A 20,832-nucleotide genomic window follows, 5' to 3' on the forward strand; every position below is an offset into this window, starting at 1 on the left:
GGCCCGCCATGGGTAGTCGGGTTGTCCCGCAGGGATTCCCTTCGCGACGACGAGCGTGGCCGTGTCTCCACTCCTGCGATGGCTGAAGGTCTAGCGCTGTCAACACGCGGCCGGGAGTTCGCCTGAAGCTTGGGTTACAGCCGTGACGTCGCCGACGTCCTGGACGTCACTCGAGCCAGCGTTGCCATCGAGAGGGCTCGGGTTCATGCGTTGGCTCCTGGCCCAGCGCGCGGGCAGCCTCAGCAACGTCGTCCGCGGTGAGCGTCGTTACGTCGGCACGGTCGAGCGCATCCACACTCCGGTCCTTATTGCGCGTCAGCCGCAGCGCCTGGCGGTTGAGCGCCTGCTCGAACAGCGTGCGGGCGAAGCGCGCGTTGCCGGACTCTTCACCAGGGCGGAGGCCACCGAGGATGCGGCGGAGCGTCGCTTCGGCGCCAGGCTCCAGCGCGTACTCGTGCTGGGCCACGATGATCGCGAAGATCGCTTCGAGTTCGTCCGTCGAGTAGTCGGGGAACCTCACCTCGCGAGCAAACCGGGAGCGGAGGCCGGGGTTCGAGAGCAGGAACGACTCCATGAGCCGGGGATAGCCGGCCACGATCACCACCAGGCGATGGCGGTGATCCTCCATGCGCTTGAGCAGGACCTCGACTGCCTCGGGTCCGAAGTCCAGCCGGCCGTCGCCCTCTGGGGCCAGCGAGTAGGCCTCGTCGATGAACAGGACGCCGTCGAGTGCCCGGCGGATTACGCGGTCGGTCTTGATTGCGGTCGCACCGACGTACTGCCCGACCAGAGCGGCCCGATCGACCTCCACCAGGTGGCCCTTCTGCAGCAAGCCGACCGCTCGGTACATCTCGGCCAGGAGCCGCGCCACCGTGGTCTTGCCGGTGCCCGGGTTTCCGAGGAACACGAGGTGCTGGGACGTCGCCACCTCGGGCAGGCCGTGTGTCTTGCGGCGCGCCTGCACTTGCAGGAAGGCGACGAGCGCCTGCACCTGCTCTTTCACCGTCTCTAGTCCGACGAGCCCATCGAGCTCCGCCTGCACCGCCGAGAGCGGCCGAGCCGGCCCGGGGCGGCCGCCGAAGAGGTCGCTCACCAGGTCGTCCACGCCCCGCCGACCGGGCCGCGGAAGTTGATCGCCCAGGCGACCGACAGTCTCACGCAGGTCATCGAGTGGCTTGCGGTTGGAAGCCATGCCGGGAGCCTAGGTGGCCACAGAGGCGGATAACCCATCATGAGAGCCCAGGAGTTGGTCTCGGTGGGGGTCGATGAGCGCTCACCGCAGCCCTCGTCCGGCGCTGACCGGTTCCTTGGCGCGGTGGTAGGCAGCGGCGTCATGCTCGGTGTAGACGTGCGCTGTCCCTATAGCAGCGCTGGATGTCGGGGTCGCTGAACGCCTCGAAAGGCGGGAGGCGTTCCGGGGGCGCTACAGCCGCAGCAGCAGACGTTTCCCGCGCAGCGGATGGTCCGGAGCTGCCAGTGCGGCCTTCACGCGACGGGAGGCGACGCCCCTGCGAGGGCGTCGCACCGGTGGTGTGTCCCCTGAGGTCGTCTTCGTCACGGATGGGACCGATTCGGGAACCTGCTACGGCGACGTTTGGGAGGGCAGGGGCAGCCGGTCGCCGATGTGTCTCGTAAGGGATCTCCTTGGGGTGTCGACTCGTTCACCTGCTCGGGTGATCTATGTCCTGACAGGCACGCTGGGGCTGTCCGTGGTGATCACCGTCCGCGGGTAGCGGCTGCGGCCGTCGCCGGTGACCCGGTGCACCGGAGCGCCGGCTTCGGCCTGCCTGTGGAGGTGCGCCATGACGGCGCTGTTGATCGGCTACGCCCGGGTGTCCACCGACGCCCAGGACCTGACCGCCCAGCACGTCGGGCTGCTCGCGCTCGGCGTCGACTCAGGTCGGATTTACGTCGACCACGGGCTGATCGGCACCAACCGCGAGCGCCCCGGCCTGCGCGAGGCGCTGGCCGCCTGCCGAGAGGGTGACACCTTGGTAGTGACCAAGCTCGACCGGCTGGCCCGCTCGCTGCCCGACGCCCGCGCCATCGCCGAAGAGCTCACCCGCCGGCAGGTCCGGCTCAGCTTGGGCGGGTCGGTGTACGACCCGCACGACCCGGTCGGACGGCTGCTGTTCAACGTGTTGGCGATGGTCGCCGAGTTCGAAGCCGACCTGATCCGGCTGCGCACCCGCGAAGGCATGCGGGTGGCGAAGGCCAAGGGCAAGCTGCGCGGCAAGCAGCCCAAGCTCAACCCTCGCCAGGAGGCCCACCTGGTGGACCTCTACCGGCGGGGCGAGCACAGCACCGCCGAATTGGCCGACCTGTTCGGCGTCGCCCGCTCCACCGTCTACCGCGCCCTGGAACGCGACCGCGCCCGCGGCCGTACGAACGGTCACCCGACGGCGGCCGTGATCGAGAGCATGAGCAGGTGAGCTCAGCCGCAGGCGAGAGCTGGGGTTGTCCCGCAGGCCCCGACTCTGCGGGACAAGCCGACTACCCATGCCGGGCCTGACCACGCGGTGCCGCAGAAGGTTCCCCTGACGGGATAACGTCTCCGCCCTGCCGCCCAGGGTCTCGGTAGCCGCCGGAGTCCTCGACGACCGCGTATGGCGGGTCGTAGAACTGCTCGGTCTACGTCCGCGCGTGCAGGGCGCGAGCGATCTCCATGGCGCGGTCACTGACGCGCAGAACAGGAAACCCACGCGGGCGGCGGTGCGGACGAATCACCCTGCCCCGTCGCGCAAGGAGCCGGCGCTCCTCGTCCCAGGAGAGGCCCATGATCGCCAGGCAAGTAGTGATCAGCGGTCCGGGAAGCCCGTGCCGACCATCACCCACAGCGCGTTGGCCTCAAGCGCGATCCGCACGGGCGTGCGTCCGCGGATCTCGCCGTCGACGTCGAGCGCGAGGGGCGGGTCGGTCTCCAACCACACCTCGCGGGTCGTGAGGTACCGGGTGCGGGCCAGCGGCCGGCGGGGCCCGATGACCGTCTGGCGGACGGTCGCGAGGCTCAGCCGGAGCCGGTTGGCGTGGCCGAGCCGGTACACCACCAGCTGGCGGTCGTCGAGGCCGGTGTCGGAGGCGATCGCCCGGCCGGCGTGGTGGCCGCCGTTGGCGATGTTGAGCTGGTGGGTCGCGAGTTCGTGGACCTCGTCGCCGATGCGCAGGCGCGCGGTGAAGGGCCGGTGGCCGGGCAGCAGTGCGAGCGCGGTCAGCGGGTAGGCAGCGCGGCCGAGCACCCGCTTCAGCCGGTGCGGGACGTGCTCGGCGACCTGCACCGACAGCCCCAGGCTGGTCAGGTTGGCGAAGTGTTGCCCGGCCACGTGGCCGAGGTCGACGTCGGCGACCTTGCCGCCGGTGAGCACGCGCAGGGCGGCGGGCAGGCGGAGCGGCAGGCCCAGGCTGCGGGCGAAGTTGTTGGTCGTGCCGAGCGGAACCACGCCGAGGCAGACGTCGCGGTGAGCGAGCTGGTGCGCGGCCTCGCTCAGCGTGCCGTCGCCGCCGCCCACCACCACCAGGTCCGCGCCGCTGTCGGCCGCGGCGGCGAGCGCCTCGGGCAGGCCCCGGGGGTCGGCGACCGGGCGCACGTCGACCAGCTCCATGGCGGCCTGCAGCCGCCGGTGCACCGTCGCGAAGTGACGGCGTCCCCGGCGGGACCGGACGTTGACGACCAGCGCGGTGCGGCGCCGGGCGCGGATGTCAGCGTCCAGCGCCGCCTTCGACCGCTGGTGCACAGGTCCCGTCACGACGATCTCCGTCCTCCCGGCGCAGATGGCTGCCCGGGCAGCCTGCACCACGACCTGACCGCCGGTCGGAGGGGGCTGCCGAGCGTGACCCGTGACCTGGCGGACGGGCTACCGAAGGACCTCACTCGGCAAGAGGCTGTACGGGTTGCAACTCATAGGGGACGTGGCGAGCACAAGTCGCTCCTTTGAGTTCCAAGGCAATACCAGATGATCAGCGTTCGCTGGAATTGAGTCGGGCGTCTACGAGGAGCTCGAGCCGGCTGTCGTCCACCACGTTGGTGTCGAGATTGGCGGCTCACGACCTTCGCTGCCCATGACCCAGGCTCCTGACGACGCCCGCAAGAGGATCGCCTTACCGAGCGCGGGACATCTCGGTCGTCAGTGAGCCCTGGATGTAGGTCATCACCTGTTGCGCGGCCGGATCGCCCAACCCTGACGCGAGATCGGCTGGGTCGTCATCGAAGCGCTCTTGGAACCCGCCGCAGTTCGCCCTGGACATCAGGCACTCAAGCCACCCACTCGCCGACAGCTCCTCGCCCCACCGAAGCGAGGGAGACAAGGTCCCTTGACAGATCTTTTTGTCAAGAGCACGGTGGCGTCATGCGCGATGTCGAGGTCATCGAGAGCGCGGAGGCAGCCGCCGCCGCGCTTGATCCGGTCCGGGCCCGGCTGCTCGGCGAGCTGGCTGTCCCGTCCTCCGCCGCCGGGCTCGCGGCCCGGGTCGGCATCGCCCGCCAGAAGGTCAACTACCACCTCAAGGCGCTCGAGGCGCACGGCCTGGCGGTGCTTTCCGAGGAGCGCCGGCACGGGGGCATCACCGAGCGGGTGCTGCAGGCGTCGGCGGCGTCCTACGTCGTGTCGCCGGCGGCCGTCAGCGCTTCCGCGGCCGACCCGGACGCCAACGCCGACCACCTGTCGGCGGGCTACCTCGTCGCGCTGGCCGGTCGGCTGGTGCGCGAGGTCGGCGCCCTGGCGCGCCGAGCCGGAACGTCCGGCAAGCGCCTGCCGACGCTGACCATCGACACCCGGATCGGCTTCCGGTCGGCCGCCGACCGCGCTGCCTTCGCCGACGACCTCACTGCCGCGGTGCTCGACCTGGCCGCTCGCTACCACCACGACGACGGGCGCCCGCATCGGCTCGTCGTCGCGGCCCACCCCCTTCCTGAGGAGATCGCATGAGCACGACCCCGAACGTCCCGTACCGCCTGGAGTTCAGCGTCGAGGTTCCGGGCACCCCGGAGCAGGTCTGGCAGGCCATCGCCACCGCCAAGGGCATGAGCGCCTGGTTCCTGCCGACCGAGATGGAGGAGCGCGAGGGCGGCTCCCTGCACTTCAGCATGGGCCCGGAGATGGGCTCGGACGGCCAGGTCACGGGCTGGGACTCGCCGCGCCGCATCGCGTACGAGGAGGACTGGGCCGCCCTCATGGGCAGGGACCCGGACGCCCTCAGCCCGCTGACGTCGGAGTTCCTCGTCGAGGCGACCTCCGGCGGCACCTGTGTCGTGCGCGTCACCTCCAGCGGCTTCGGCACCGGTGCCCAGTGGGAGCAGGAGTGGTGGGCCGACATGGGCACCCAGTGGCGGCCGTTCTTCGACAACCTGCGCCTCTACCTGGCGCACTTCCCCGGCCAGGAGGCCACGCAGCTCGAGGTCACCGCCTCCCACCCCGGCGACCCCGAGGCGCTCTGGTCGACCCTGCGCGATGCGCTCGGGCTGGGCGAGGAGGGCGCACCCGTCGAGGTGCGCGGCGCCACCGGCACCGTCGAGCGCGTCGGGGAGCAGCAGGCGCTGGTCCGGCTCACCGCACCGGTGCCCGGGATGCTCAACGCCTTCACCTACGGCTACGGCGACGGCACGGCGACGGCGGGCGTGCGGGCATACCTGTTCTCCACCGGCGCGGCGGACTACGTGCGGCGCGAGGAGCCGGCCTGGCGGGCCTGGTTGCGGGGGCTCTCCGTCCCGGCCTGACCTTCATCGCGGGAACCGGCTCCGCAGCCCATGACCGCGGACGCCGGCGAGGGGGCCTCTGGCTGCGGAGGCTCGCGTGGACCGCGGGACGTCGCGCATCCCGGCTCCGCAGCCGAACGCACCGGCGGTCAGCTGGTCGACCCGACCGGTGGACCGCCGCGGTCAGGACCCGTCACGTGCCAGTCAGCACGCGCTGTACGCCAGTGACCCGATGAGGGAGGACGACATGAACAGCACGAACGACACCGCGGTCGTCGCGGGCCGGGCGTCGGGCCAGACCACCCGCCCCCACAGACTCCGCAGGCTCGTCGGCACCGGCGTCATCGCCACGCTCGGGGCGACGGCGGCCACCACCCTCGCCGCTGCGCTTGCTCAGGCAGGCGGTGTCGACTTCGAGGTCTCCAATGATGGCCGGCCGATCCCGTTGGCTGGGTTCGCCGTGATGACCGGCTTCTTCCCGGTCGTGGGCATCGTCATCGTCGCCGCCCTTCGTCGGTGGAGCGCTCGCCCGTCCCGGCGATTCACGCAGACGGCCTGGTCGCTAACCGCGATCTCGTTCGTTCCGCCCTCGACGCGACAGACCCCGCCACCACCACCGCCCTCCTCGGCCTACACCTGGTCGCCGCGACGGTGGTGATCCCTACCCTGGCGCGGAGCGTCCGCACTCGAACCGATTGACGAACCGACTACGGCGACGTCCGCGTACTTCGTGTGACCGCGGCGTCGGCGTCCGGTAGGGGATCCCCTGCGGGGCGGGGTCGGCGGCCAGTTGGGACTGCCTAAATCGTGCCGCTTGAGGTGGCAGCGGACCAACGCAGTCGAGTCCGCGCCTGACGACACGAGAAGGTGAGCGCATGACCGACTCACCCCGGCAGGGCGACCGTGCCGGGTCGCTGCGGCTGGCCATCGTCGTGGGCGCCGACGAGGAGGCCTGCACCATCGTCGAGCAGAACCAGCGGACCACGGTGCCCTACGCCCCGTCTTCCCCAGGCCGCGCGCGGGGCGGGTGGTCCCCGGCCACCCGGTGGCCCTCGCGGCCACGCCGGCGGCGGCGAGGTCGTGGTCTGGCGGTGGTTCGACGCCGTCGTTGTCGAGGACCCCTGACCGCAGGTGCAACCCGTCCCGGTCACCGATCCCCATCCGGCGCCGCGTTGGCGGCTGGGTGGTACCTCGGGTCGGTGAGGATGACCCGGTGCTCGGTAAACAGCGTCTCGTGGACCTGGCCGACCGCGTGGTCGAGGTATCCGGCGTGGTCGGCGTGGTGCTCGGCGGCAGTCGCGCTCGTGGCGAGCACACCGGGGACTCCGACGTCGACCTGGGCCTGTACTACCGCCGGCCCCTGGACGTCGACGCGCTGGGTGCGCTGGCGCGGGAACTCGCCGGCCCCGGTGCGCAGGTGACTGAGCCCGGGGCGTGGGGGCCGTGGGTCGACGGCGGAGCCTGGCTGCGGATCGACGGCACGGCGGTGGACTGGATCTACCGGGACGTGGACCGGGTGCGCTCGTGCTGGGCCGCGGCCCAGCACGGCGAGTTCACCTTCCACACCCAGGTCGGCCACCCACTGGGCGTGCCGGACTTCGCCTACGCCGGAGAACTCGCACTCGCCCGAGTGTTGGCCGATCCCACCGGGGAGCTGGCCGCCCTGCGACAGCAGATGGCCACCTATCCGGTCACGCTCGGCCGAGCCCTGGTCGCGGGGTTGTGGGAGGCCGGCTTCACCCTGGACATCGCGCGCAAGGCGGTGTCACGGGCGGATACCGCCTACGTGGCCGGCTGCGTGTTCCGTGCGGTGCTGCTGTGCGCGCACGCCCTGCACGGATGGGCCGGGCGGTGGCTGGTCAACGAGAAGGGCGCGATCGCCTCGGCCGGGCGCCTACCCGCGGCACCACCGGGCTTCACCGTCCGAGCCCACGGCGTCCTGGCCCGTCTCGGGGACCGACCCGACCAGCTGCAGGCAGCGATTACCGCCGCTCAGGCGCTGCTCGACGACGTCCGCGCCACCTGCGAACCACCCCAGTAGCCGATGGGCGTACGGCACACGATCCCTTGGGTCGTCAACCGATCTCGGCCGTCGCTGCTGCCGGTGGCGAAACAGACCCTCGCGCGGAGATCTGCTGCACCGCCCAGCCGTTGCCGTCCGGGTCGCGGAAGAACACGAACCCGACGTTGTCGAGTGCCGTCCCGCCCTGACGCAGCGCATTCTCGTCGCTGCCCAACGCCTGGATCTCGCTGACCTCGACTCCGCGCTCGACGAGCTGCGCGTGTGCCTCAGCGATGTGCGGGACGACCAGTTGGAGGCCCTGGAGGGAGCCTGGAGGCATGTGCGGAACGACGCCCTCGCCGATCACGACCGAGCAGCCGGAGCCCGGCGGCGTCAGCTGGACGAGCCGGTTGCCCGGGCCTGGAGGGCTGATGTCGTGGTCGACGTTGAAGCCCAGCTTGTCGGCGTAGAAGGCCTTGGCTCGGTCGACGTCGGCCACCGGCACGACCACGACCTCCAACGTCCAGTTCATGCGCAACTCCTCGATCCGCTCCTCGGCAGTAGTCCTGCCAGCACAGACCTGTCGCCGTACGAGAACTCATCGGTGCGCTCGTCATCCACCTCAGTGCCGTCCGCAAGACGAACGGTCAGCGGCGACGTCCTCGGCGACCTGGCCGTCGAAGGCACCCGTCCCGCAGGGGATCCCTGTCCGGCCTGACGGAGCGGCTCGATACGGGACTGGCCCGGTTGGAGGGCATCGACTGGTTCGGCCAAGTCGGCTGACCACGCCGTCACGCGCAACTGCCTTGACACGATGCGAGGGCCGTGCCTGGCTGGCGGCATATCCGACGAGGGGGCGGGCATGCACGAGACGATCGCCCGCCTGCGCGACGCCGTGAACGCCCACAACGTGGACGCTATGGTCGAGTTGATCGCGCCCGAGTACCGCAGCGAACAACCCGCGCATCCCAACCGGGGCTTCGGCGGCAAGGATCAGGTGCGCAAGAACTGGAGCACCCTGTTCGCCGGAGTCCCGGACCTCAGGGTCGACGTGCGCGCCTATCTGGACGATGGGACGACGTCCTGCTCGGAGTGGGAGTTCCTCGGCCATCACGCCGACGGGTCGGACTTCAACGAGCGGGGGGTCGTCATCTTCGGCCTTCGCGACGACGGCCTGATCACCTGGGGACGGCTGTACATGGAGATCGTCGAGCAGGGCGGTGCGGACATCGACGAGACGATGCGCCAGACCGCGAGAGTGCCGGACTGACCGCGCTGCAGGCTCAGAGCCAGGCGGCGAATGAGGGCACCTGTCCGGAGAGGCCCGAGGCGTCGCCACGGGTCAGCCAGGCGACGATGGCCGACACCGCCCCCTCGAGCTTCGTACTTCCGGATCCCCAGGTCCGGTCGGTGTCGGTCGCGACGAGCGTGACGTCGGTTGCCTCGAGGCGTTCAGTGCAGGTGGCAACGCCGTCGTCGACGAGCCCGGCCTAGAGGTCGGGCGGCAGGCCGGCAATCATGAGTCCGGCGCGCAGATCGACGCCGTGAATTTGCTGTCCGAATGGGGAACCCTTAGAAGACGTTTCGAAAGTAGGTCGTCGGGCTCTGGTCGCCGGCGACGAGGCGGCGCAGGCTGCCGGGCATGTCGTCGTCGGTGTCTTCCCCGCCGCCGCGGCTGATCAGTGACGAGCTGTGGGCGCTGGTCGAGCCGCTGATCCCGCCTCCGCCGCCGGCGGTGCATGGCCGCACCGGGCGGCCCCGCACCGGTGATCGGGACGTGCTCGAAGGCATCGCCTTCGTGCTGTCCACCGGCATCGGCTGGACCAAGCTGCCCACCGAGCTGGGCTACGGCTCGGGTGTGACGTGCTGGCGGCGGATGCGCGAGTGGGCCGAGGCCGGGCTCTTCGACCAGCTGCACCGGGCGGTGCTGGACCGGCTCGGCGAACAAGGGCAGCTGGACTGGTCCCGGGCCAGCCTGGACTCGGTCAGCGTCCGGGCGAAAAGGGGGGTGAGCTGACCGGGCCGAACCCCACCGACCGCGGCAAGGCCGGCAGCAAGTATCACCTGCTCGTCGACGCCGGCGGGCTGCCGCTCAACGTGCTCGTCTCGGGCGCGAACCGACACGACAGCATGCTGGTCGAGCCGATCCTGGACTCGATGCCGGCGATCCGCCGTGGCGGCCGCGGTCACCCGCGCCGGCGGCCGGTCAAGCTGCACGGCGACAAGGGCTACGACGTTCCGCGGGTGCGCCGCTACCTACGCCGCCGCGGGATCACCGCCCGGATCGCCCGCATCGGCCGGGACTCCAGCGCCCGACTGGGCCGGCACCGCTGGGTCGTGGAGCGCACTCTCGGCTGGCTGCTGTCCTACAAACGCCTCGCGCTGCGCTACGACCGCACCGCCACAACGATCACCGCGCTGGCCCGACTGGCCGTCACCCTGATCTGTGCCCGCCGCCTAACGACGAACTATTGAAACGTCTTCTTAGCGGCGACGTTCGAGCGGTCCCTGTGGTCCCGCGCCGGTGTCCCTCAGGGGATCCCTGTGCGGTGATGGCGGACTGAGGCATCTGACCTGTCTCGGGAGGGGGCTTCACGACACCTGGGACACCGAACTGCTGCGGCGCGCAACCGTCCGGTGTGCAGGACCAGCAGCGCTGAGTCGCGCGTACGCCGGGTGATGGGTGTATGGCTGATGCGTGAGTGATCGGGGAACCGATTTCTTTATCAGTCACGCCGGCCGAGACACCGGGTGGGCGGAGTGGCTGGCCTGGCAGCTGCAGCAGGCCGGCTACAGCGTCGAGCTGGACGTGTGGGACTGGGTGCCGGGTGAGGACTTCGTTGCCCGCATGCAGGAGGCACTGCAGCGGGCCGATCGGCTGCTGGCGGTGTGCACCTCGGCCTACTTCTCGAGCACCTTCAGCGGCGCGGAGCTGCGCGCGGCCTTCGCGCAGCAGTCAGCGGGGCGGATCGTGCCCGTGCTGGTTGAACCGGTCACCCTGCCTACGCTGTACGCGCCACTGATAATCGTGGATCTGACCGGCCTGGATGAGGCCACCGCGGCCGCCCGGTTACGGGCCCGGCTGGCCGGTGGCCGGCCGGTGAACGCGCCGCCGTTCCCGAGGACCGAGCCGGTGCCTGCGGAGAAGCCGGGGTTCGCCGGTGCGCTACCGGCGGTGTGGAAGGTGCCGCCGCGCAATCCGCGGTTCACCGGCCGGGACGGCATGCTCACCGAGCTGCGCCGACGGCTGCACGCCGGCGAGGGCACGCTGGTGGTGCAGGCGCTCTACGGGCTGGGCGGGGTGGGCAAGACCCAGCTGGCCATCGAGTACGCACACCGGTTCGCCGCCGACTACGACCTCATCTGGTGGATCGACGCCGAACAACCAGTGCTGATCCCCGAACAGCTCGCTCGGCTCGCCGAGAGCCTGGACCTTGCCGCCGGGTCGACGGTGGCCGCCACCGTCGACCGGCTGCTCGCCGAGCTGCGCCACCGGGACCGTTGGCTGCTGGTGTTCGACAACGCCGAACGGCCGGCCGACATCGCCGCCTACCAGCCCGGCGGGCCAGGACATCTGCTGATCACCTCCCGCAACCCCGGCTGGGGTGCCCTCGGTGGCCGGCTGGAGGTCGACGTGTTGAACCGGGCGGAGACGATCGCGCTGCTGCGGGCCCGGATCCCGGGCCTGGGTGAGGAGCTGGCCGACAAGCTCGCCGCCGAGCTGGGTGACCTGCCGCTCGCCGCGGCGCAGGCCGTCGGCTACCTGGAGCAGACCGACCTGCCCGCGGCGGATTACCTGCGCCGCTTTCGCACCCGCCGGGCCGGCCTGCTGGCCCGCGGCGACGTGGTTGGCTACTCGGGGCGGCTCGACACCGCCTGGGCGCTGTCCCTGGAGCGACTCAGCTGTGAGGACCCGGCCGCGGTCCAGCTGCTGGGACTGGCCGCCTTCCTCGCCCCAGAACCCATCCCGCTCCACCTGTTCACCGAGCACTCCGCGTTGCTGGAGGTGCCGCTGCGCAGCACCGCCGCCGACCCCGACGCGCTGGCCGACACCGTCGGCGCGCTGGTCGGCTACTCCCTGGCCCGCCGCCACCCCGGCGGCTTCCAGATCCACCGGCTCGTGCAGGCGGTGATCCGCCAGCAACTTCCGCTCGACCGACAGCAGACCACCGCCCAGCGGGTGGTCGCGCTGCTCGCCGCCGCCGCCCCCACCAACCCGGACGATGACGATCCGGCCAGCTGGCCCACCTACGCCCAGCTCGCCCCGCACATGCTGGCCACTGCCCCCCTGAGTGACCGCTCATCCGCCGGCCGGCGACTCGTTCTGGACACCATCCGTTATCTGCAGGCCCACGGCGACATTCACGCCAGCCGGACTGTTGGCGAACCGCTGCTTGACCGCTGGCGGGCGGTCCTCGGCCCTGACCATCCCGATACCTTGACCGCCGCGACCAGGCTCACCAGCGCCCTGGTTCACCTGGGCGAGGCGGAGCCGGCCCGCGCCCTGGGGGAAGACACCGTGCAGCGCTGCCGCCGGGTGTTCGGCCCAGACCACCGGATCACTCTAGATGCGGCGAGCGGCCTGACCCTCGCCCTGGGCCTGCTGGGTGAGGCGGAACCGGCCCGCGCCCTGGGGGAAGACACCGTGCAGCGCAGCCGCCGGGGGTTCGGCCGCGACCATCCGGTCACCCTATGGGCGGCGACCGCCCTGACCCTCGCCCTGGTCTTGGTGGGTGAGGCGGAGCCGGCCCGCGCCCTGGGGGAGGACACCCTGCAGCGCTGCCGCCGGGCGCTGGGCCCGGACCACCCCAGAACCCTATGGGTGGCGACCGCCCTGACCCTCGCCCTGGTCTGGGTGGGTGAGGCGGAGCCGGCCCGCGCCCTGGGGGAGGACACCGTGCAGCGCTGCCGCCGGGCGCTGGGCCCGGACCACCCGATCACCCTGTGGTTGGCGACCGGCCTGACCCTCGCCCTGGCCCGGCTGGGCGAGGCGGAGCCGGCCCGCACCCTGGGGGAGGACACCGTGCAGCGCTGCCGCCGGGCGCTGGCCCCGGACCACCCGACCACCCTGATGGCGGCGACCGGCCTGACCCTCGCCCTGGCCCGGCTGGGCGAGGCGAAGGCGGCCCGCGCCCTGGGGAGGGACGCCCTGCAGCGCAGCCGCCGGGCGCTCGGCGCGGACAATCCGGTCACGCTGTACCTGACCCAGGCCGCCAGCAGCGGCCAGCTCCAGCTCCGTGACGATGCCGCTGAGGACCACCCGAGTCAGCCGCTGTGAGCGTTCCATGGCTGCCAGGGCCCTGGATCCTTCCGCGGGCACGGCCGCCTCGGCCCTACATCTGATGGGCCGAGCGCTGTCCTAGCGGCGTGTCGCTCTGGCGCTTTCTGCAAGCGAAGGGCCAGGACTACCGCCACGCGGTCGCGACACGCACCAGCTCGGCGTTCCGTCCACGGCGAGTGGACACCATCCCGAGCAGACCGCACCCCGTGTCCCACAGACGATCCCCAAACGGTGACACGCGGGCACCTGCAACTGGCGGGTCAGCCCTGATGAGCCTCTAACCTCGGCCTTCGTGTGTGACTCGGTTGAGCAGCCCGCGGATCTGCAACTCGTTCGGGCGTCCTATGACCGGGTAGCCGACAACTACGTTGCGATGAACGTCGGTGACCTGGTGCCGGCCCCGTGGCTGCGCGCCGCCCTTGGAGCGTTCGCTGAAGATGTCCGCGCCCTCGGGCCAGTGCTCGACGTCGGCTGTGGCCCGGGAACGGTCACCGCCCACCTCGCGGGGCTGGGCCTCGACGTGTCCGGTGTCGACCTGTCGCCGCGGATGATCGCGCACGCCCGCCGGCTGCACCCTGCACTGCGGTTCGCCATCGCCTCCGCCACCGACCTCCACCTGGCCGAGGCATCCCTCGGTGGTGTCCTTGGCTGGTGGTCGCTGTTCAACCTGCCCCGCACCGTGCTGCCCGACGTGCTCGCCTCGTTCGCCCGGGCGCTGGTTCCTGGTGGGCAGCTCCTGGTGGGAACGCACGTAGGCGACGGCGACATCGAGCGCACCGAGGTCTACGGCATGCCCGTCACCTGGACGACCCATCTGTGGCAGCCCCAGCAACTGGCCGGCCTGCTTTCTCAGGCCGGCCTCCAGCCGGTTGCCGAGCTGCGGCTGCCGCCGACTCCTGCAGCTCCATCGGCCCCCGCTCTCCCGGCCCAGGTGGTCCTCGCCGCTCGGCGGCCAAGCTGACCCCCACCCGACTGGCTCGGTCAGCGATCCCGCTGCGGACCGACTCCGGGTCAGGCGGCAGCGCTGCCCGAAGATGGATGCTGATGACTACTGCTGCGCATGACGCGCTGATGACCCACTTCCGGTGGGAGGGCGGCCACGCCGACATGTGGCGGGTCTTCGCCGACGCTGAGGCGTTCGCCGCGGTGCTCGACGGTCTGGTTGAGCCCTGGCGCGGCCGCGGAGTCACCCGGGTGGTCGGGATCGAGTCGCGCGGCTTCGTCCTCGGCGGAGCCACCGCAGTCGCCCTGGGGGTCGGCTTCGTGGCGATTCGCAAGCCCGGAGGCCTACTTCCCGAACCGAAGCACGTCGTCGACTCGGACGCCGACTACCGCGGACGTCGCCACCAGCTCCGGATGCAGGGCGTCCTGAGTCCTGAGGACAGGGTCGTGCTGGTCGACGACTGGGCCGAGCAGGGCAGCCAAGCTTGGGCCGCGCGCCGACTGGTCGAATCCGCCGGCGCGACGTTTCTCGGGGTTGCCCCCCTCGTCGATCAGCTCCCGGCTGCAGCGAGAGGCCGCCTGGGTGACGTCACGGCGGTCGCCCGAGCCGAGGAGCTTGGACCGGCCCGGTAGCCAACCCGCTACGGCGACGTTCAAGAAGGCCGGAGCAGCCGGCCGCCGGTGTCTCGCAGGGGATTCCTTGTGGGACCTCAGGGCGCGTCAGGTTGCGAGCCGGGTTGTCCAGTCTCTTGAAGTCCGGCGATGAGAGCCGCGAGTTCCTGCATGGGGTCGTGGCCAGCCGTATGGACAGGCGCATCAGATCGAGGTTCTCCGCACGGTCGAGGTCGGCGAGGTAGGCGAACTCGTTCATCACGCCGACCAGGCTGCGGTTGGCCGTAGCGGCCAGCCGGTGATCAAGGGCCTGGACCCGTTCGGCCTCGATCAGTTGCGCGGGGACTCGGTGCGCGGATAGCAGTTCAGCGAGCGCGTCCGGAAATCGGGTTAGCCGCGTCCTCGCAGGGGTCAGCGGCATGACGAGCGGCAGCAGCGTCAGCTCGTTGACCAACAGCGCGCGGGCGGCGCCACCGCAGCACGGTGGCATACCAGGCCCCGAGCACTGTCGTCGACGTCTCGCCCAGCGTGACAGCCGGTCCCGGCACTCGGTCCCGCCCCGCCGTCCCCCGGGCGCCGGTTAGCGGCGTCCACGACTCGCCGGGAACCGTCTCCGCCGGCGTAGCGTCCGGCGCACGGAGCCGCTCGGGTTTCCGACGAGGGAGCGCACACCATGGGTGACAAGTCCCCGAAACAGACGAACGCCAAGAAGCCGCACGGCAAGTCGATCAAGGAGAAGCGCCTCGACAAGAAAGCAAAGAGCGACCACACCTCGCAGATGGAGAACCTGACCCACGGCAAGAAGTAGGGTTCCCGCGCCCGCCGGACGGGCGACCGACCGGCGGGTTGCGGCTACTCCTCGGCTGCCCGCCGGATAATGAGGTGCGGCGGCCGGGCCAGGCTCTGGGCGACGCAGTAGCGCTCGGTCAGCTCCGCCACGACCTGGATGTCGCCGAGCCTCACGGGCGCCTTCCGGGAGACGCCGAGCGTGCCGCGGGCGTCCATCTCGGTGCTCGCCCGGAGCCGGCCGTTGCGGATGTCGATGCCCATCGCTGTCGCGACGCTGCGCATCGTCACGCCGGCACAGGCCAGCAGGTCATGCAACAGCATGTCGCCGGAGCAGGCGTCGCTGCCGTCCCCACCGGTGAACGGGTGGAAACCGGCCCGGGTGTCGGCCCAGGTCTGCACGGTGCAGGTGATGCCCGCGTCGGAGAAGTCGGCCTCGGCGTGCAGGTGCGCCCGAGCGGACTCCGGGTCGTCGCGGTACCTCCGCTTCAGCGGGGCCTTCAGCTCGCGCAGTGCGGTGGCGTCCATGGGCCACGGAAGCACTGCGATGCGCACCGCAGTGGCTGTCGGGGCGCGGATGAACACCGCGGTGCGCATGCGGGCGCGATCGGTTCGTGCGCAGCACCGCCTGGATCAGGTGCGAGCCGGGCTCGGCCAGTGCCCGCCGCAGCTGGTCGGCCAGCTTCTCCGCCGTCGTCGCCCGGGTGGCCAGCAGGCCCATGCCGGTAGCCAGCGCCACGAAGTCCAGGTCCGGCTCGCTCAGGTCGAGCAACGGCCCGGCCCGCTCGCCGTCCTTGGGTGGGTCGTCAGGGCCACCCAGGGACCTGTCAACCTTGCGCATTCTGCTCCGCATGCGTCGTATCCACCTGCGGCGCTCCTTCACGCGGAGCGACACGTCGTCGACCGCATGGCGCATTTCAGCAGTTCCATTCGCGGCCACGATGCCGTCTCGATGGAGGAACGTCTACTGACACGCCAGAGGCGGTCGGCGGAGTAGCTGGACGGTGTCCGGCAGGGGATGCCTGGCGGTGATCGCCCGACGTGCTGGTCTGAGGACGTCAGCGGCGCCCGGTGTGGGCTCCTCGTGTGGGGTGGGCTCAGCTCGTGCGGTGAGGGCCGATCATCTGGCCATAGGCACGGTCAGGACACAGAGGACGGCGGTGGCCAGACGGTGGCGGTCGCGGCGATGCGGCGGAGTTCGGCCAGGTGTCCGTTCAGGGCTGAGCGGCCGGTGTCGGTGAGGGAGAGCCAGGTGCGGGTGCGGGTTGCATGAAGTTTCTTGGACGTGCTCAGGTAACCTGCATCTACGAGTATTCGGACATGTTTGCTGAGGACGTAGTCGCTGATGCCCAGGGCTTCGCGCACGGTGGTGAAGTCCAGGGCATCGACTGGTGCGAGCATTGCGCAGATCTGTAGGCGGTTGGGGGCGTGGATCAGTTCGTCGAAGCGGGGCTGCGGCACCGACGTTATTTCCCTTTCCGCACCCGTTCGCGGAGCAAGGCGTCGATTTGCCGCTCTTTGGCGTAAGCGAGGACGAAGGCCCCGACACCGGCGGCGGCCACGGCGAACGGCACGCTCAGCCACGCTTGTAGAACGAAGGCGACGGCGAGCAGCAAGAATGTGATGGCGTCGTAGCGGCCCGGTGTTCCTGGCCCGTAGCGGTTGATGGAGACGCCAGTAGAGCGGCGCATAGCCCACATCAGTACGCAGGGCATGATGCAGCACGCCAGCGCGATCAGCAGGTTTCCCGCCGGATAGCTGTCGCCGTCGGGGCCTGGGCCGGAATTCCCCATGAGCAGGCTCATCCCGACGAACCCGGAGGCCACGCACAGGCCTGCGCCTACTCGGTACCACCACGGCGAGGTGATCCGGTTGGCTATGTGCTCTCGGGCGGAGGTCAGCTCTTGCAGGCTGGATCGCGCGGATTCCGGGGTCATGGGCGGCACGCTTGCCATGTCGGCAACCTACAGCTGGGTTGCCATGACGGCAAGCCCGCGGATAAGCTGGTCCTGCACGGCGGCGGTGCGTCCAGCGGACGCCAGCTGCACCCCCTTGCTGAGGAACCGCCAGTGGCGAGTTCGTCGTAGCTAGATTGCCTGCGGGACAGACGGCAAGGGCTGACCACTAGCTCGTCAGGCACAGCGGTAGCCGATCCGCCTACGGGACTCGGAGACGCCCGGACGGCTTATCGTGGCAATCAGCGCCGCTCACGGGCTGCTGTGATCGGCTCCTTGTCGACCGACGAGGAGCCGACGGGTCCGTCCTCGATAGGGCCGACCCCGGATACGTGCCGACGTGGAGGCCGTGTAGGTCAGGCGCGGAGCAACAGGCTGTCGGCCCCATCGTGCAGGGCCCGCCGGACGCGCTCGAGGTTACTCGGTGGCCGAGCGCTGCCACCTCGAGTCGTGCGGCAACTTAGCGAGGGGTGTCCGGGACGTGCCCGCGAACGGGACCGGTCGTCGAGCTTTCTGGCCCCGTGGCGTCGGAGTCAAGACATGCTTTTCGCCGGCCTCTGCGTCCAGTTGGGGTCGCATCGTGTTCCGTACGGCCAAGATGTGCTTTATCCGGTGGCCGGCGAGGTCGAACGCGCCCGGTGCCGTCGGCGTCCGCCCATCCTCAGCAGCCGGATGTCTGCCGGCGACGGTTTGCCCGTCGATAGCTGTGAACGCCTCCGACGATCGCCGCGGCCCCGCCGAGCATTCCGCCGACGACGGCGCCCTGTGCCATACCGCCCATGAATCCCTGCCCGGGGGTCACCCCGAGCGGCGGGACCGGCAGCACTGGCTGGCCCGTGAAGACGGTGTACGTCATCGCGGCAAAGGTCAGGACCCCCGCCGCGCCGTAGACGACGATGCCAATCATCGTCGACCTGGCGCCAGCGTTCTCGGCCAGCTTCTGCAGGTCGACGCCGCGCCGTCTCGCATACCACAAGGCCGCGGCCGCTGGAAGGATGGTCATAACCAGCAGCGCGGCCGGCAGCAGCACGAGCCCGAAGATCGAGGCGACGACGGCGCCCAGGAGCCCGACGTAGAACCCGCTTGTCAGTCCGAAGGAATTCGACTCCATGAACACGGCTCGTTCCCGCTCGTCGCCGTAGGCCGGGCTGTCGAGGTCCATGACCCGCTCCGCCACCCGGTCCAGCACGTTCCGTCTGCGCGTCATCTGACGTCTCCCGTCTCCTCGGTGAAGAACTCTTCGACGGTTCCGCCCAGGACGCGGGCGATCCGCAGCGCGAGGTAGACCGACGGGGCGTAGTCGCCCTGTTCGACGGCGATAATCGTCTGCCGGCTCACGCCAACCTGCTCGGCGAGCTCGGCTTGGGTGATGCGCCGTTCCTTACGGCGCTCTCGCACCGGGCTTGCCGCGGCGGTGATGGACTCGTGGGGAACCACGGCCTCATGTTAAGGATAATTGACATCCAGTGTCAAGGGCCCTTGACGCGCGGAAGGAGTGCTCGCCCCTGATCGTCGATGGACGTGAGGCGAGCCGCGGCATCGCGGCAGTATCGGGCGTGCGGCGACCGACTGGTCCCGGCAACGCTGTTTGCGTCACGTTGCCATCACCGCAAGGAAAACGGCTACCGGCGCACCGGAGGACTGCCAGGTGACCAGCTGGCTGCCGTCCCGCAAGGGATCCCTCAACGGCCACGAGATCGTTGGGTGCCCGAGCCCGCGCCGATCCGAGGTCGGGCATTCACCGCCTGGCCTCGTACCTGGTCAGGAGCACGCCGTCGGGAAACGTCCGGGTCTCCACCAGGCTCAGGTTCACCCAGTTGTCCAGGGTTGTGAAGAACGGCGTGCCGCCGCCCACCAGGACCGGGTGGGTGACGATCGCGTACTCGTCGATCAGCCCGGCCCGCATGGCCGCCGCGGCGAGGGTGGCGCCGCCGACGTCCATGGGACCGCCATCCTCAGTCTTGAGCCGGGTGATCTCGGTGACCGCGTCGCCGGTGACCAGGCGGGCGTTCCAGTCGACCGCGCTGGTCGTCGAGGAGAACACCACCTTCGGCATGTCCCGCCAGCGGCGGGCGAACTGGATCTGCGCCGGTGTGGCGCCAGGCTGCTGGTCGGCGGTCGGCCAGTGGGAGCTCATCGTCTCCCACAGTCTGCGCCCGTACAGCGCCAGGCCCGTCGCCCCCACCCGGTCGGACCACCACTGAAACAGCTCGTCGCTCGGCACGCTCCAGCCGAGGTCGTCGCCGGGCGCGGCGATGTAGCCGTCCACGCTCAGGTTCATGCGAAAGGTCAGTGTCCGCATGGCGGAGCCTCCCGTGAGTCGGTATTCGGCTGATCAGACGAACACGGCGCGGAAAATTGATCGGTCAGACCACACCGAGGGCCGGTTGACCACCGCGCCAAGCGGATGCTGCGTACGGAGGGGAACCCGCTACGGCACCTTCCCGGCGGCTCGATCCTCGCGGCGCCGGGGTCCCGCAGGGGATCCGGCTGCGGGAAGCGGTGTGGCCTCACTCAGGCCCGGCGCTGTTGCTGCTCGACGAGCCAACCATGCAGGACGGTGGCAAGACTCTCGGGAGCGTCCATCTGGATCAGATGCCCCGCACCCGGGACGAGCTGCAGGCGGGCCCCGGGTATCGCCTCGGCCAGGGAATGAGCCCTGTCGACCGGAATCCAGGTGTCCTCGACGCCCCAGGTGACCAGGACCGGGAGCGCCAGTGAGCCGTACAGCGGCTGGACCTCGTCGGTGTAGGTCTGGTCAGCCTGAGCGATCTGTCGATAGAACGCTGCCTGGCCCAGCGATCCGAGCCACGGCTCAACCAGCATGCGCGTTTGGCGCTCGTCGAGGCCGCGGTGGCTGGCTCCCTCGATGTACGCGCGCACCACGCCCTCGTGCACGGCAGCCGGCAAGGCGGCGAAGACCTCAGCGTTGTCGCGTACCAGACGGAAGAACTCCGAGCCCCACGGCGCAAGCGCCACGACGTCGACCAGGGCCAGGGAGCTGTAGAGCGCGCCGTGGAGCAGGTGTGCGCGCAGTGCAACGGCCCCGCCGTAGTCGTGGGCGATGAGATGTGGCCGGTCCAGTCCCCAGTAGCCGATGAGATCGGAGAGCAGCTCGCCTTGCACGTCGAGGGAGACGCGGTGCTCGGCCTCCATCGAGGACTGTCCGTAGCCGGGCATGTCCCACAGGTGGACCCGGAACCGGGAGCTCAGCGCATCGGCGAACGGGTGCCAGAGCGCCGAGGACCATGGGGTGCCGTGGCAGAACACCACGGGTAGACCATCGCCCCAGGCATCCCATCGCACTCGACGTCCTCGCCAGGCGAAGGTGTGCTCAAGTCGCACCCGACGATCCTCGCAGGGCTCGAGTCCGGTCGTATCGCCCTCGATCCGGTACAGCCCGCCGGGTTGGTGTCGGGACTCCGTCGGCGAACCGGCTACGGCTGCCTCCGGCCAACTGGACGGACCGGCAGGGAGCGTCCCATAGAGGATCCCCTAACGGACGTGCGGTCGAATCGGAGGCATTGTTCGTCAGGCACCGGGACGGCGCCGAGCGGCGTCGTCT

The 20,832-nt window shown here is 70.4% G+C and carries 22 protein-coding genes; 11 read left to right on the plus strand and 11 right to left on the minus strand.

Annotated features, from left to right (window positions below; genetic code table 11):
- Nucleotides 1–166: 166 nt before the first annotated feature.
- Nucleotides 167–1,192 (minus strand): AAA family ATPase, encoded by a 1,026-nt coding sequence (locus GOBS_RS06880; protein WP_012947570.1) that lies wholly within the window; start codon nucleotides 1,190–1,192, stop codon nucleotides 167–169.
- 610 nt (nucleotides 1,193–1,802) lie between these two features.
- Between GOBS_RS06880 and GOBS_RS06885 the strand changes: the two genes are divergently transcribed.
- Nucleotides 1,803–2,432, plus strand: coding sequence for a recombinase family protein (locus GOBS_RS06885; RefSeq protein ID WP_012947571.1), 630 nt, complete (start codon nucleotides 1,803–1,805; stop codon nucleotides 2,430–2,432).
- Between the two features lie 366 nt (nucleotides 2,433–2,798).
- Here GOBS_RS06885 and GOBS_RS06890 read toward each other — a convergent pair whose 3' ends face one another.
- On the minus strand, nucleotides 2,799–3,743 hold the full coding sequence (locus GOBS_RS06890; protein ID WP_208104403.1) for a diacylglycerol/lipid kinase family protein: 945 nt from the start codon (nucleotides 3,741–3,743) through the stop codon (nucleotides 2,799–2,801).
- A gap of 600 nt (nucleotides 3,744–4,343) precedes the next feature.
- On the opposite strand from GOBS_RS06890, the gene GOBS_RS06895 reads away from it, so the two are divergent.
- The 4 genes from GOBS_RS06895 (at nucleotide 4,344) to GOBS_RS06910 (ending at nucleotide 7,730) form a co-directional block, all read left to right on the plus strand.
- Nucleotides 4,344–4,922 (plus strand): winged helix-turn-helix domain-containing protein, encoded by a 579-nt coding sequence (locus GOBS_RS06895; protein ID WP_012947573.1) that lies wholly within the window; start codon nucleotides 4,344–4,346, stop codon nucleotides 4,920–4,922.
- The gene (locus tag GOBS_RS06900; protein ID WP_012947574.1) at nucleotides 4,919–5,710 is read left to right on the plus strand and encodes an SRPBCC family protein; all 792 of its coding nucleotides are present in this window, start codon (nucleotides 4,919–4,921) and stop codon (nucleotides 5,708–5,710) included. Before GOBS_RS06895 ends, GOBS_RS06900 begins: the two co-directional genes overlap by 4 nt.
- Before the next feature lie 226 nt (nucleotides 5,711–5,936).
- The gene (locus GOBS_RS06905) at nucleotides 5,937–6,347 is read left to right on the plus strand and encodes a DUF6069 family protein (protein ID WP_208104404.1); all 411 of its coding nucleotides are present in this window, start codon (nucleotides 5,937–5,939) and stop codon (nucleotides 6,345–6,347) included.
- Nucleotides 6,348–6,902: 555 nt separating this feature from the next.
- The gene (locus GOBS_RS06910) at nucleotides 6,903–7,730 is read left to right on the plus strand and encodes a nucleotidyltransferase domain-containing protein (RefSeq protein WP_012947576.1); all 828 of its coding nucleotides are present in this window, start codon (nucleotides 6,903–6,905) and stop codon (nucleotides 7,728–7,730) included.
- A gap of 34 nt (nucleotides 7,731–7,764) precedes the next feature.
- On the opposite strand, the gene GOBS_RS06915 is transcribed toward GOBS_RS06910, so the two are convergent.
- The gene (locus GOBS_RS06915; protein ID WP_012947577.1) at nucleotides 7,765–8,223 is read right to left on the minus strand and encodes a VOC family protein; all 459 of its coding nucleotides are present in this window, start codon (nucleotides 8,221–8,223) and stop codon (nucleotides 7,765–7,767) included.
- Between the two features lie 330 nt (nucleotides 8,224–8,553).
- Between GOBS_RS06915 and GOBS_RS06920 the strand changes: the two genes are divergently transcribed.
- From GOBS_RS06920 to GOBS_RS06945, 5 genes are all read left to right on the plus strand, one after another.
- A complete protein-coding gene (locus GOBS_RS06920; RefSeq protein WP_012947579.1) occupies nucleotides 8,554–8,961 on the plus strand; it encodes a nuclear transport factor 2 family protein in 408 nt (135 codons plus the stop codon).
- A gap of 372 nt (nucleotides 8,962–9,333) precedes the next feature.
- Nucleotides 9,334–10,166 (plus strand): IS5 family transposase gene (locus tag GOBS_RS25280; protein WP_012946970.1). Its coding sequence is split into 2 segments (ribosomal slippage): nucleotides 9,334–9,690 and nucleotides 9,693–10,166, totalling 831 coding nucleotides; the frame shifts between segments, so codons are not numbered across the junction.
- Between the two features lie 223 nt (nucleotides 10,167–10,389).
- A complete protein-coding gene (fxsT, locus tag GOBS_RS06935) occupies nucleotides 10,390–12,969 on the plus strand; it encodes an FxSxx-COOH system tetratricopeptide repeat protein (RefSeq protein WP_012947580.1) in 2,580 nt (859 codons plus the stop codon).
- 376 nt (nucleotides 12,970–13,345) lie between these two features.
- Nucleotides 13,346–13,933, plus strand: a complete 588-nt coding sequence (locus tag GOBS_RS06940; protein ID WP_081448994.1) for a class I SAM-dependent methyltransferase — start codon at nucleotides 13,346–13,348, stop codon at nucleotides 13,931–13,933.
- Nucleotides 13,934–14,016: 83 nt separating this feature from the next.
- Nucleotides 14,017–14,547 carry a phosphoribosyltransferase gene (locus GOBS_RS06945; RefSeq protein WP_012947582.1) on the plus strand — a complete coding sequence of 177 codons (531 nt, stop codon included), beginning with the start codon at nucleotides 14,017–14,019 and terminating at the stop codon, nucleotides 14,545–14,547.
- On the opposite strand, the gene GOBS_RS27195 is transcribed toward GOBS_RS06945, so the two are convergent.
- Nucleotides 14,504–14,980, minus strand: a complete 477-nt coding sequence (locus GOBS_RS27195; RefSeq protein WP_166487318.1) for a DUF6933 domain-containing protein — start codon at nucleotides 14,978–14,980, stop codon at nucleotides 14,504–14,506. The two genes, GOBS_RS06945 and GOBS_RS27195, sit on opposite strands and share 44 nt — an antisense overlap.
- A 219-nt stretch (nucleotides 14,981–15,199) precedes the next feature.
- Here GOBS_RS27195 and GOBS_RS29245 point away from each other — a divergent pair, with 219 nt between their 5' ends.
- Nucleotides 15,200–15,334, plus strand: coding sequence for a hypothetical protein (locus GOBS_RS29245; RefSeq protein ID WP_012947583.1), 135 nt, complete (start codon nucleotides 15,200–15,202; stop codon nucleotides 15,332–15,334).
- A gap of 44 nt (nucleotides 15,335–15,378) precedes the next feature.
- Here the strand turns inward: GOBS_RS29245 and GOBS_RS06950 are convergent, their stop codons facing one another.
- From GOBS_RS06950 to GOBS_RS06985, 7 genes are all read right to left on the minus strand, one after another.
- Nucleotides 15,379–15,909 carry an OsmC family protein gene (locus GOBS_RS06950; protein WP_243697660.1) on the minus strand — a complete coding sequence of 177 codons (531 nt, stop codon included), beginning with the start codon at nucleotides 15,907–15,909 and terminating at the stop codon, nucleotides 15,379–15,381.
- A 543-nt stretch (nucleotides 15,910–16,452) separates the two neighbouring features.
- A complete protein-coding gene (locus GOBS_RS06960) occupies nucleotides 16,453–16,773 on the minus strand; it encodes a transcriptional regulator (RefSeq protein WP_012947585.1) in 321 nt (106 codons plus the stop codon).
- Nucleotides 16,774–16,778: 5 nt separating this feature from the next.
- Nucleotides 16,779–17,267 carry a hypothetical protein gene (locus GOBS_RS06965; RefSeq protein WP_012947586.1) on the minus strand — a complete coding sequence of 163 codons (489 nt, stop codon included), beginning with the start codon at nucleotides 17,265–17,267 and terminating at the stop codon, nucleotides 16,779–16,781.
- A 661-nt stretch (nucleotides 17,268–17,928) separates the two neighbouring features.
- Nucleotides 17,929–18,474 carry a hypothetical protein gene (locus GOBS_RS06970; protein ID WP_012947587.1) on the minus strand — a complete coding sequence of 182 codons (546 nt, stop codon included), beginning with the start codon at nucleotides 18,472–18,474 and terminating at the stop codon, nucleotides 17,929–17,931.
- Nucleotides 18,471–18,704, minus strand: a complete 234-nt coding sequence (locus GOBS_RS06975) for a helix-turn-helix transcriptional regulator (RefSeq protein WP_012947588.1) — start codon at nucleotides 18,702–18,704, stop codon at nucleotides 18,471–18,473. Before GOBS_RS06975 ends, GOBS_RS06970 begins: the two co-directional genes overlap by 4 nt.
- Nucleotides 18,705–19,005: 301 nt before the next feature.
- Nucleotides 19,006–19,569 (minus strand): dihydrofolate reductase family protein, encoded by a 564-nt coding sequence (locus GOBS_RS06980; RefSeq protein WP_012947589.1) that lies wholly within the window; start codon nucleotides 19,567–19,569, stop codon nucleotides 19,006–19,008.
- A 212-nt stretch (nucleotides 19,570–19,781) separates the two neighbouring features.
- Complete coding sequence (locus tag GOBS_RS06985; protein ID WP_208104406.1) at nucleotides 19,782–20,540, minus strand: alpha/beta fold hydrolase; 759 nt, start codon at nucleotides 20,538–20,540, stop codon at nucleotides 19,782–19,784.
- Nucleotides 20,541–20,832 lie beyond the last annotated feature (292 nt).

This window comes from Geodermatophilus obscurus DSM 43160, from assembly GCF_000025345.1.
Lineage (GTDB): Bacteria > Actinomycetota > Actinomycetes > Mycobacteriales > Geodermatophilaceae > Geodermatophilus > Geodermatophilus obscurus.

Excerpts from the sequence above, each read along its gene's own strand:
- GOBS_RS06965 (WP_012947586.1), bottom strand. The coding sequence starts at position 17,267 with ATGGCAAGCGTGCCGCCCATGACCCCGGAATCCGCGCGATCCAGCCTG.
- GOBS_RS06895 (WP_012947573.1), top strand. The coding sequence starts at position 4,344 with ATGCGCGATGTCGAGGTCATCGAGAGCGCGGAGGCAGCCGCCGCCGCG.
- GOBS_RS06920 (WP_012947579.1), top strand. The coding sequence starts at position 8,554 with ATGCACGAGACGATCGCCCGCCTGCGCGACGCCGTGAACGCCCACAAC.
- GOBS_RS06905 (WP_208104404.1), top strand. The coding sequence starts at position 5,937 with ATGAACAGCACGAACGACACCGCGGTCGTCGCGGGCCGGGCGTCGGGC.
- GOBS_RS06945 (WP_012947582.1), top strand. The coding sequence starts at position 14,017 with ATGACTACTGCTGCGCATGACGCGCTGATGACCCACTTCCGGTGGGAG.
- GOBS_RS06950 (WP_243697660.1), bottom strand. The coding sequence starts at position 15,909 with ATGCGCACCGCGGTGTTCATCCGCGCCCCGACAGCCACTGCGGTGCGC.
- GOBS_RS29245 (WP_012947583.1), top strand. The coding sequence starts at position 15,200 with ATGGGTGACAAGTCCCCGAAACAGACGAACGCCAAGAAGCCGCACGGC.
- GOBS_RS06970 (WP_012947587.1), bottom strand. The coding sequence starts at position 18,474 with ATGACGCGCAGACGGAACGTGCTGGACCGGGTGGCGGAGCGGGTCATG.
- GOBS_RS06915 (WP_012947577.1), bottom strand. The coding sequence starts at position 8,223 with ATGAACTGGACGTTGGAGGTCGTGGTCGTGCCGGTGGCCGACGTCGAC.
- GOBS_RS06940 (WP_081448994.1), top strand. The coding sequence starts at position 13,346 with ATGAACGTCGGTGACCTGGTGCCGGCCCCGTGGCTGCGCGCCGCCCTT.
- GOBS_RS06885 (WP_012947571.1), top strand. The coding sequence starts at position 1,803 with ATGACGGCGCTGTTGATCGGCTACGCCCGGGTGTCCACCGACGCCCAG.
- GOBS_RS06980 (WP_012947589.1), bottom strand. The coding sequence starts at position 19,569 with ATGCGGACACTGACCTTTCGCATGAACCTGAGCGTGGACGGCTACATC.
- GOBS_RS06900 (WP_012947574.1), top strand. The coding sequence starts at position 4,919 with ATGAGCACGACCCCGAACGTCCCGTACCGCCTGGAGTTCAGCGTCGAG.
- GOBS_RS06880 (WP_012947570.1), bottom strand. The coding sequence starts at position 1,192 with ATGGCTTCCAACCGCAAGCCACTCGATGACCTGCGTGAGACTGTCGGT.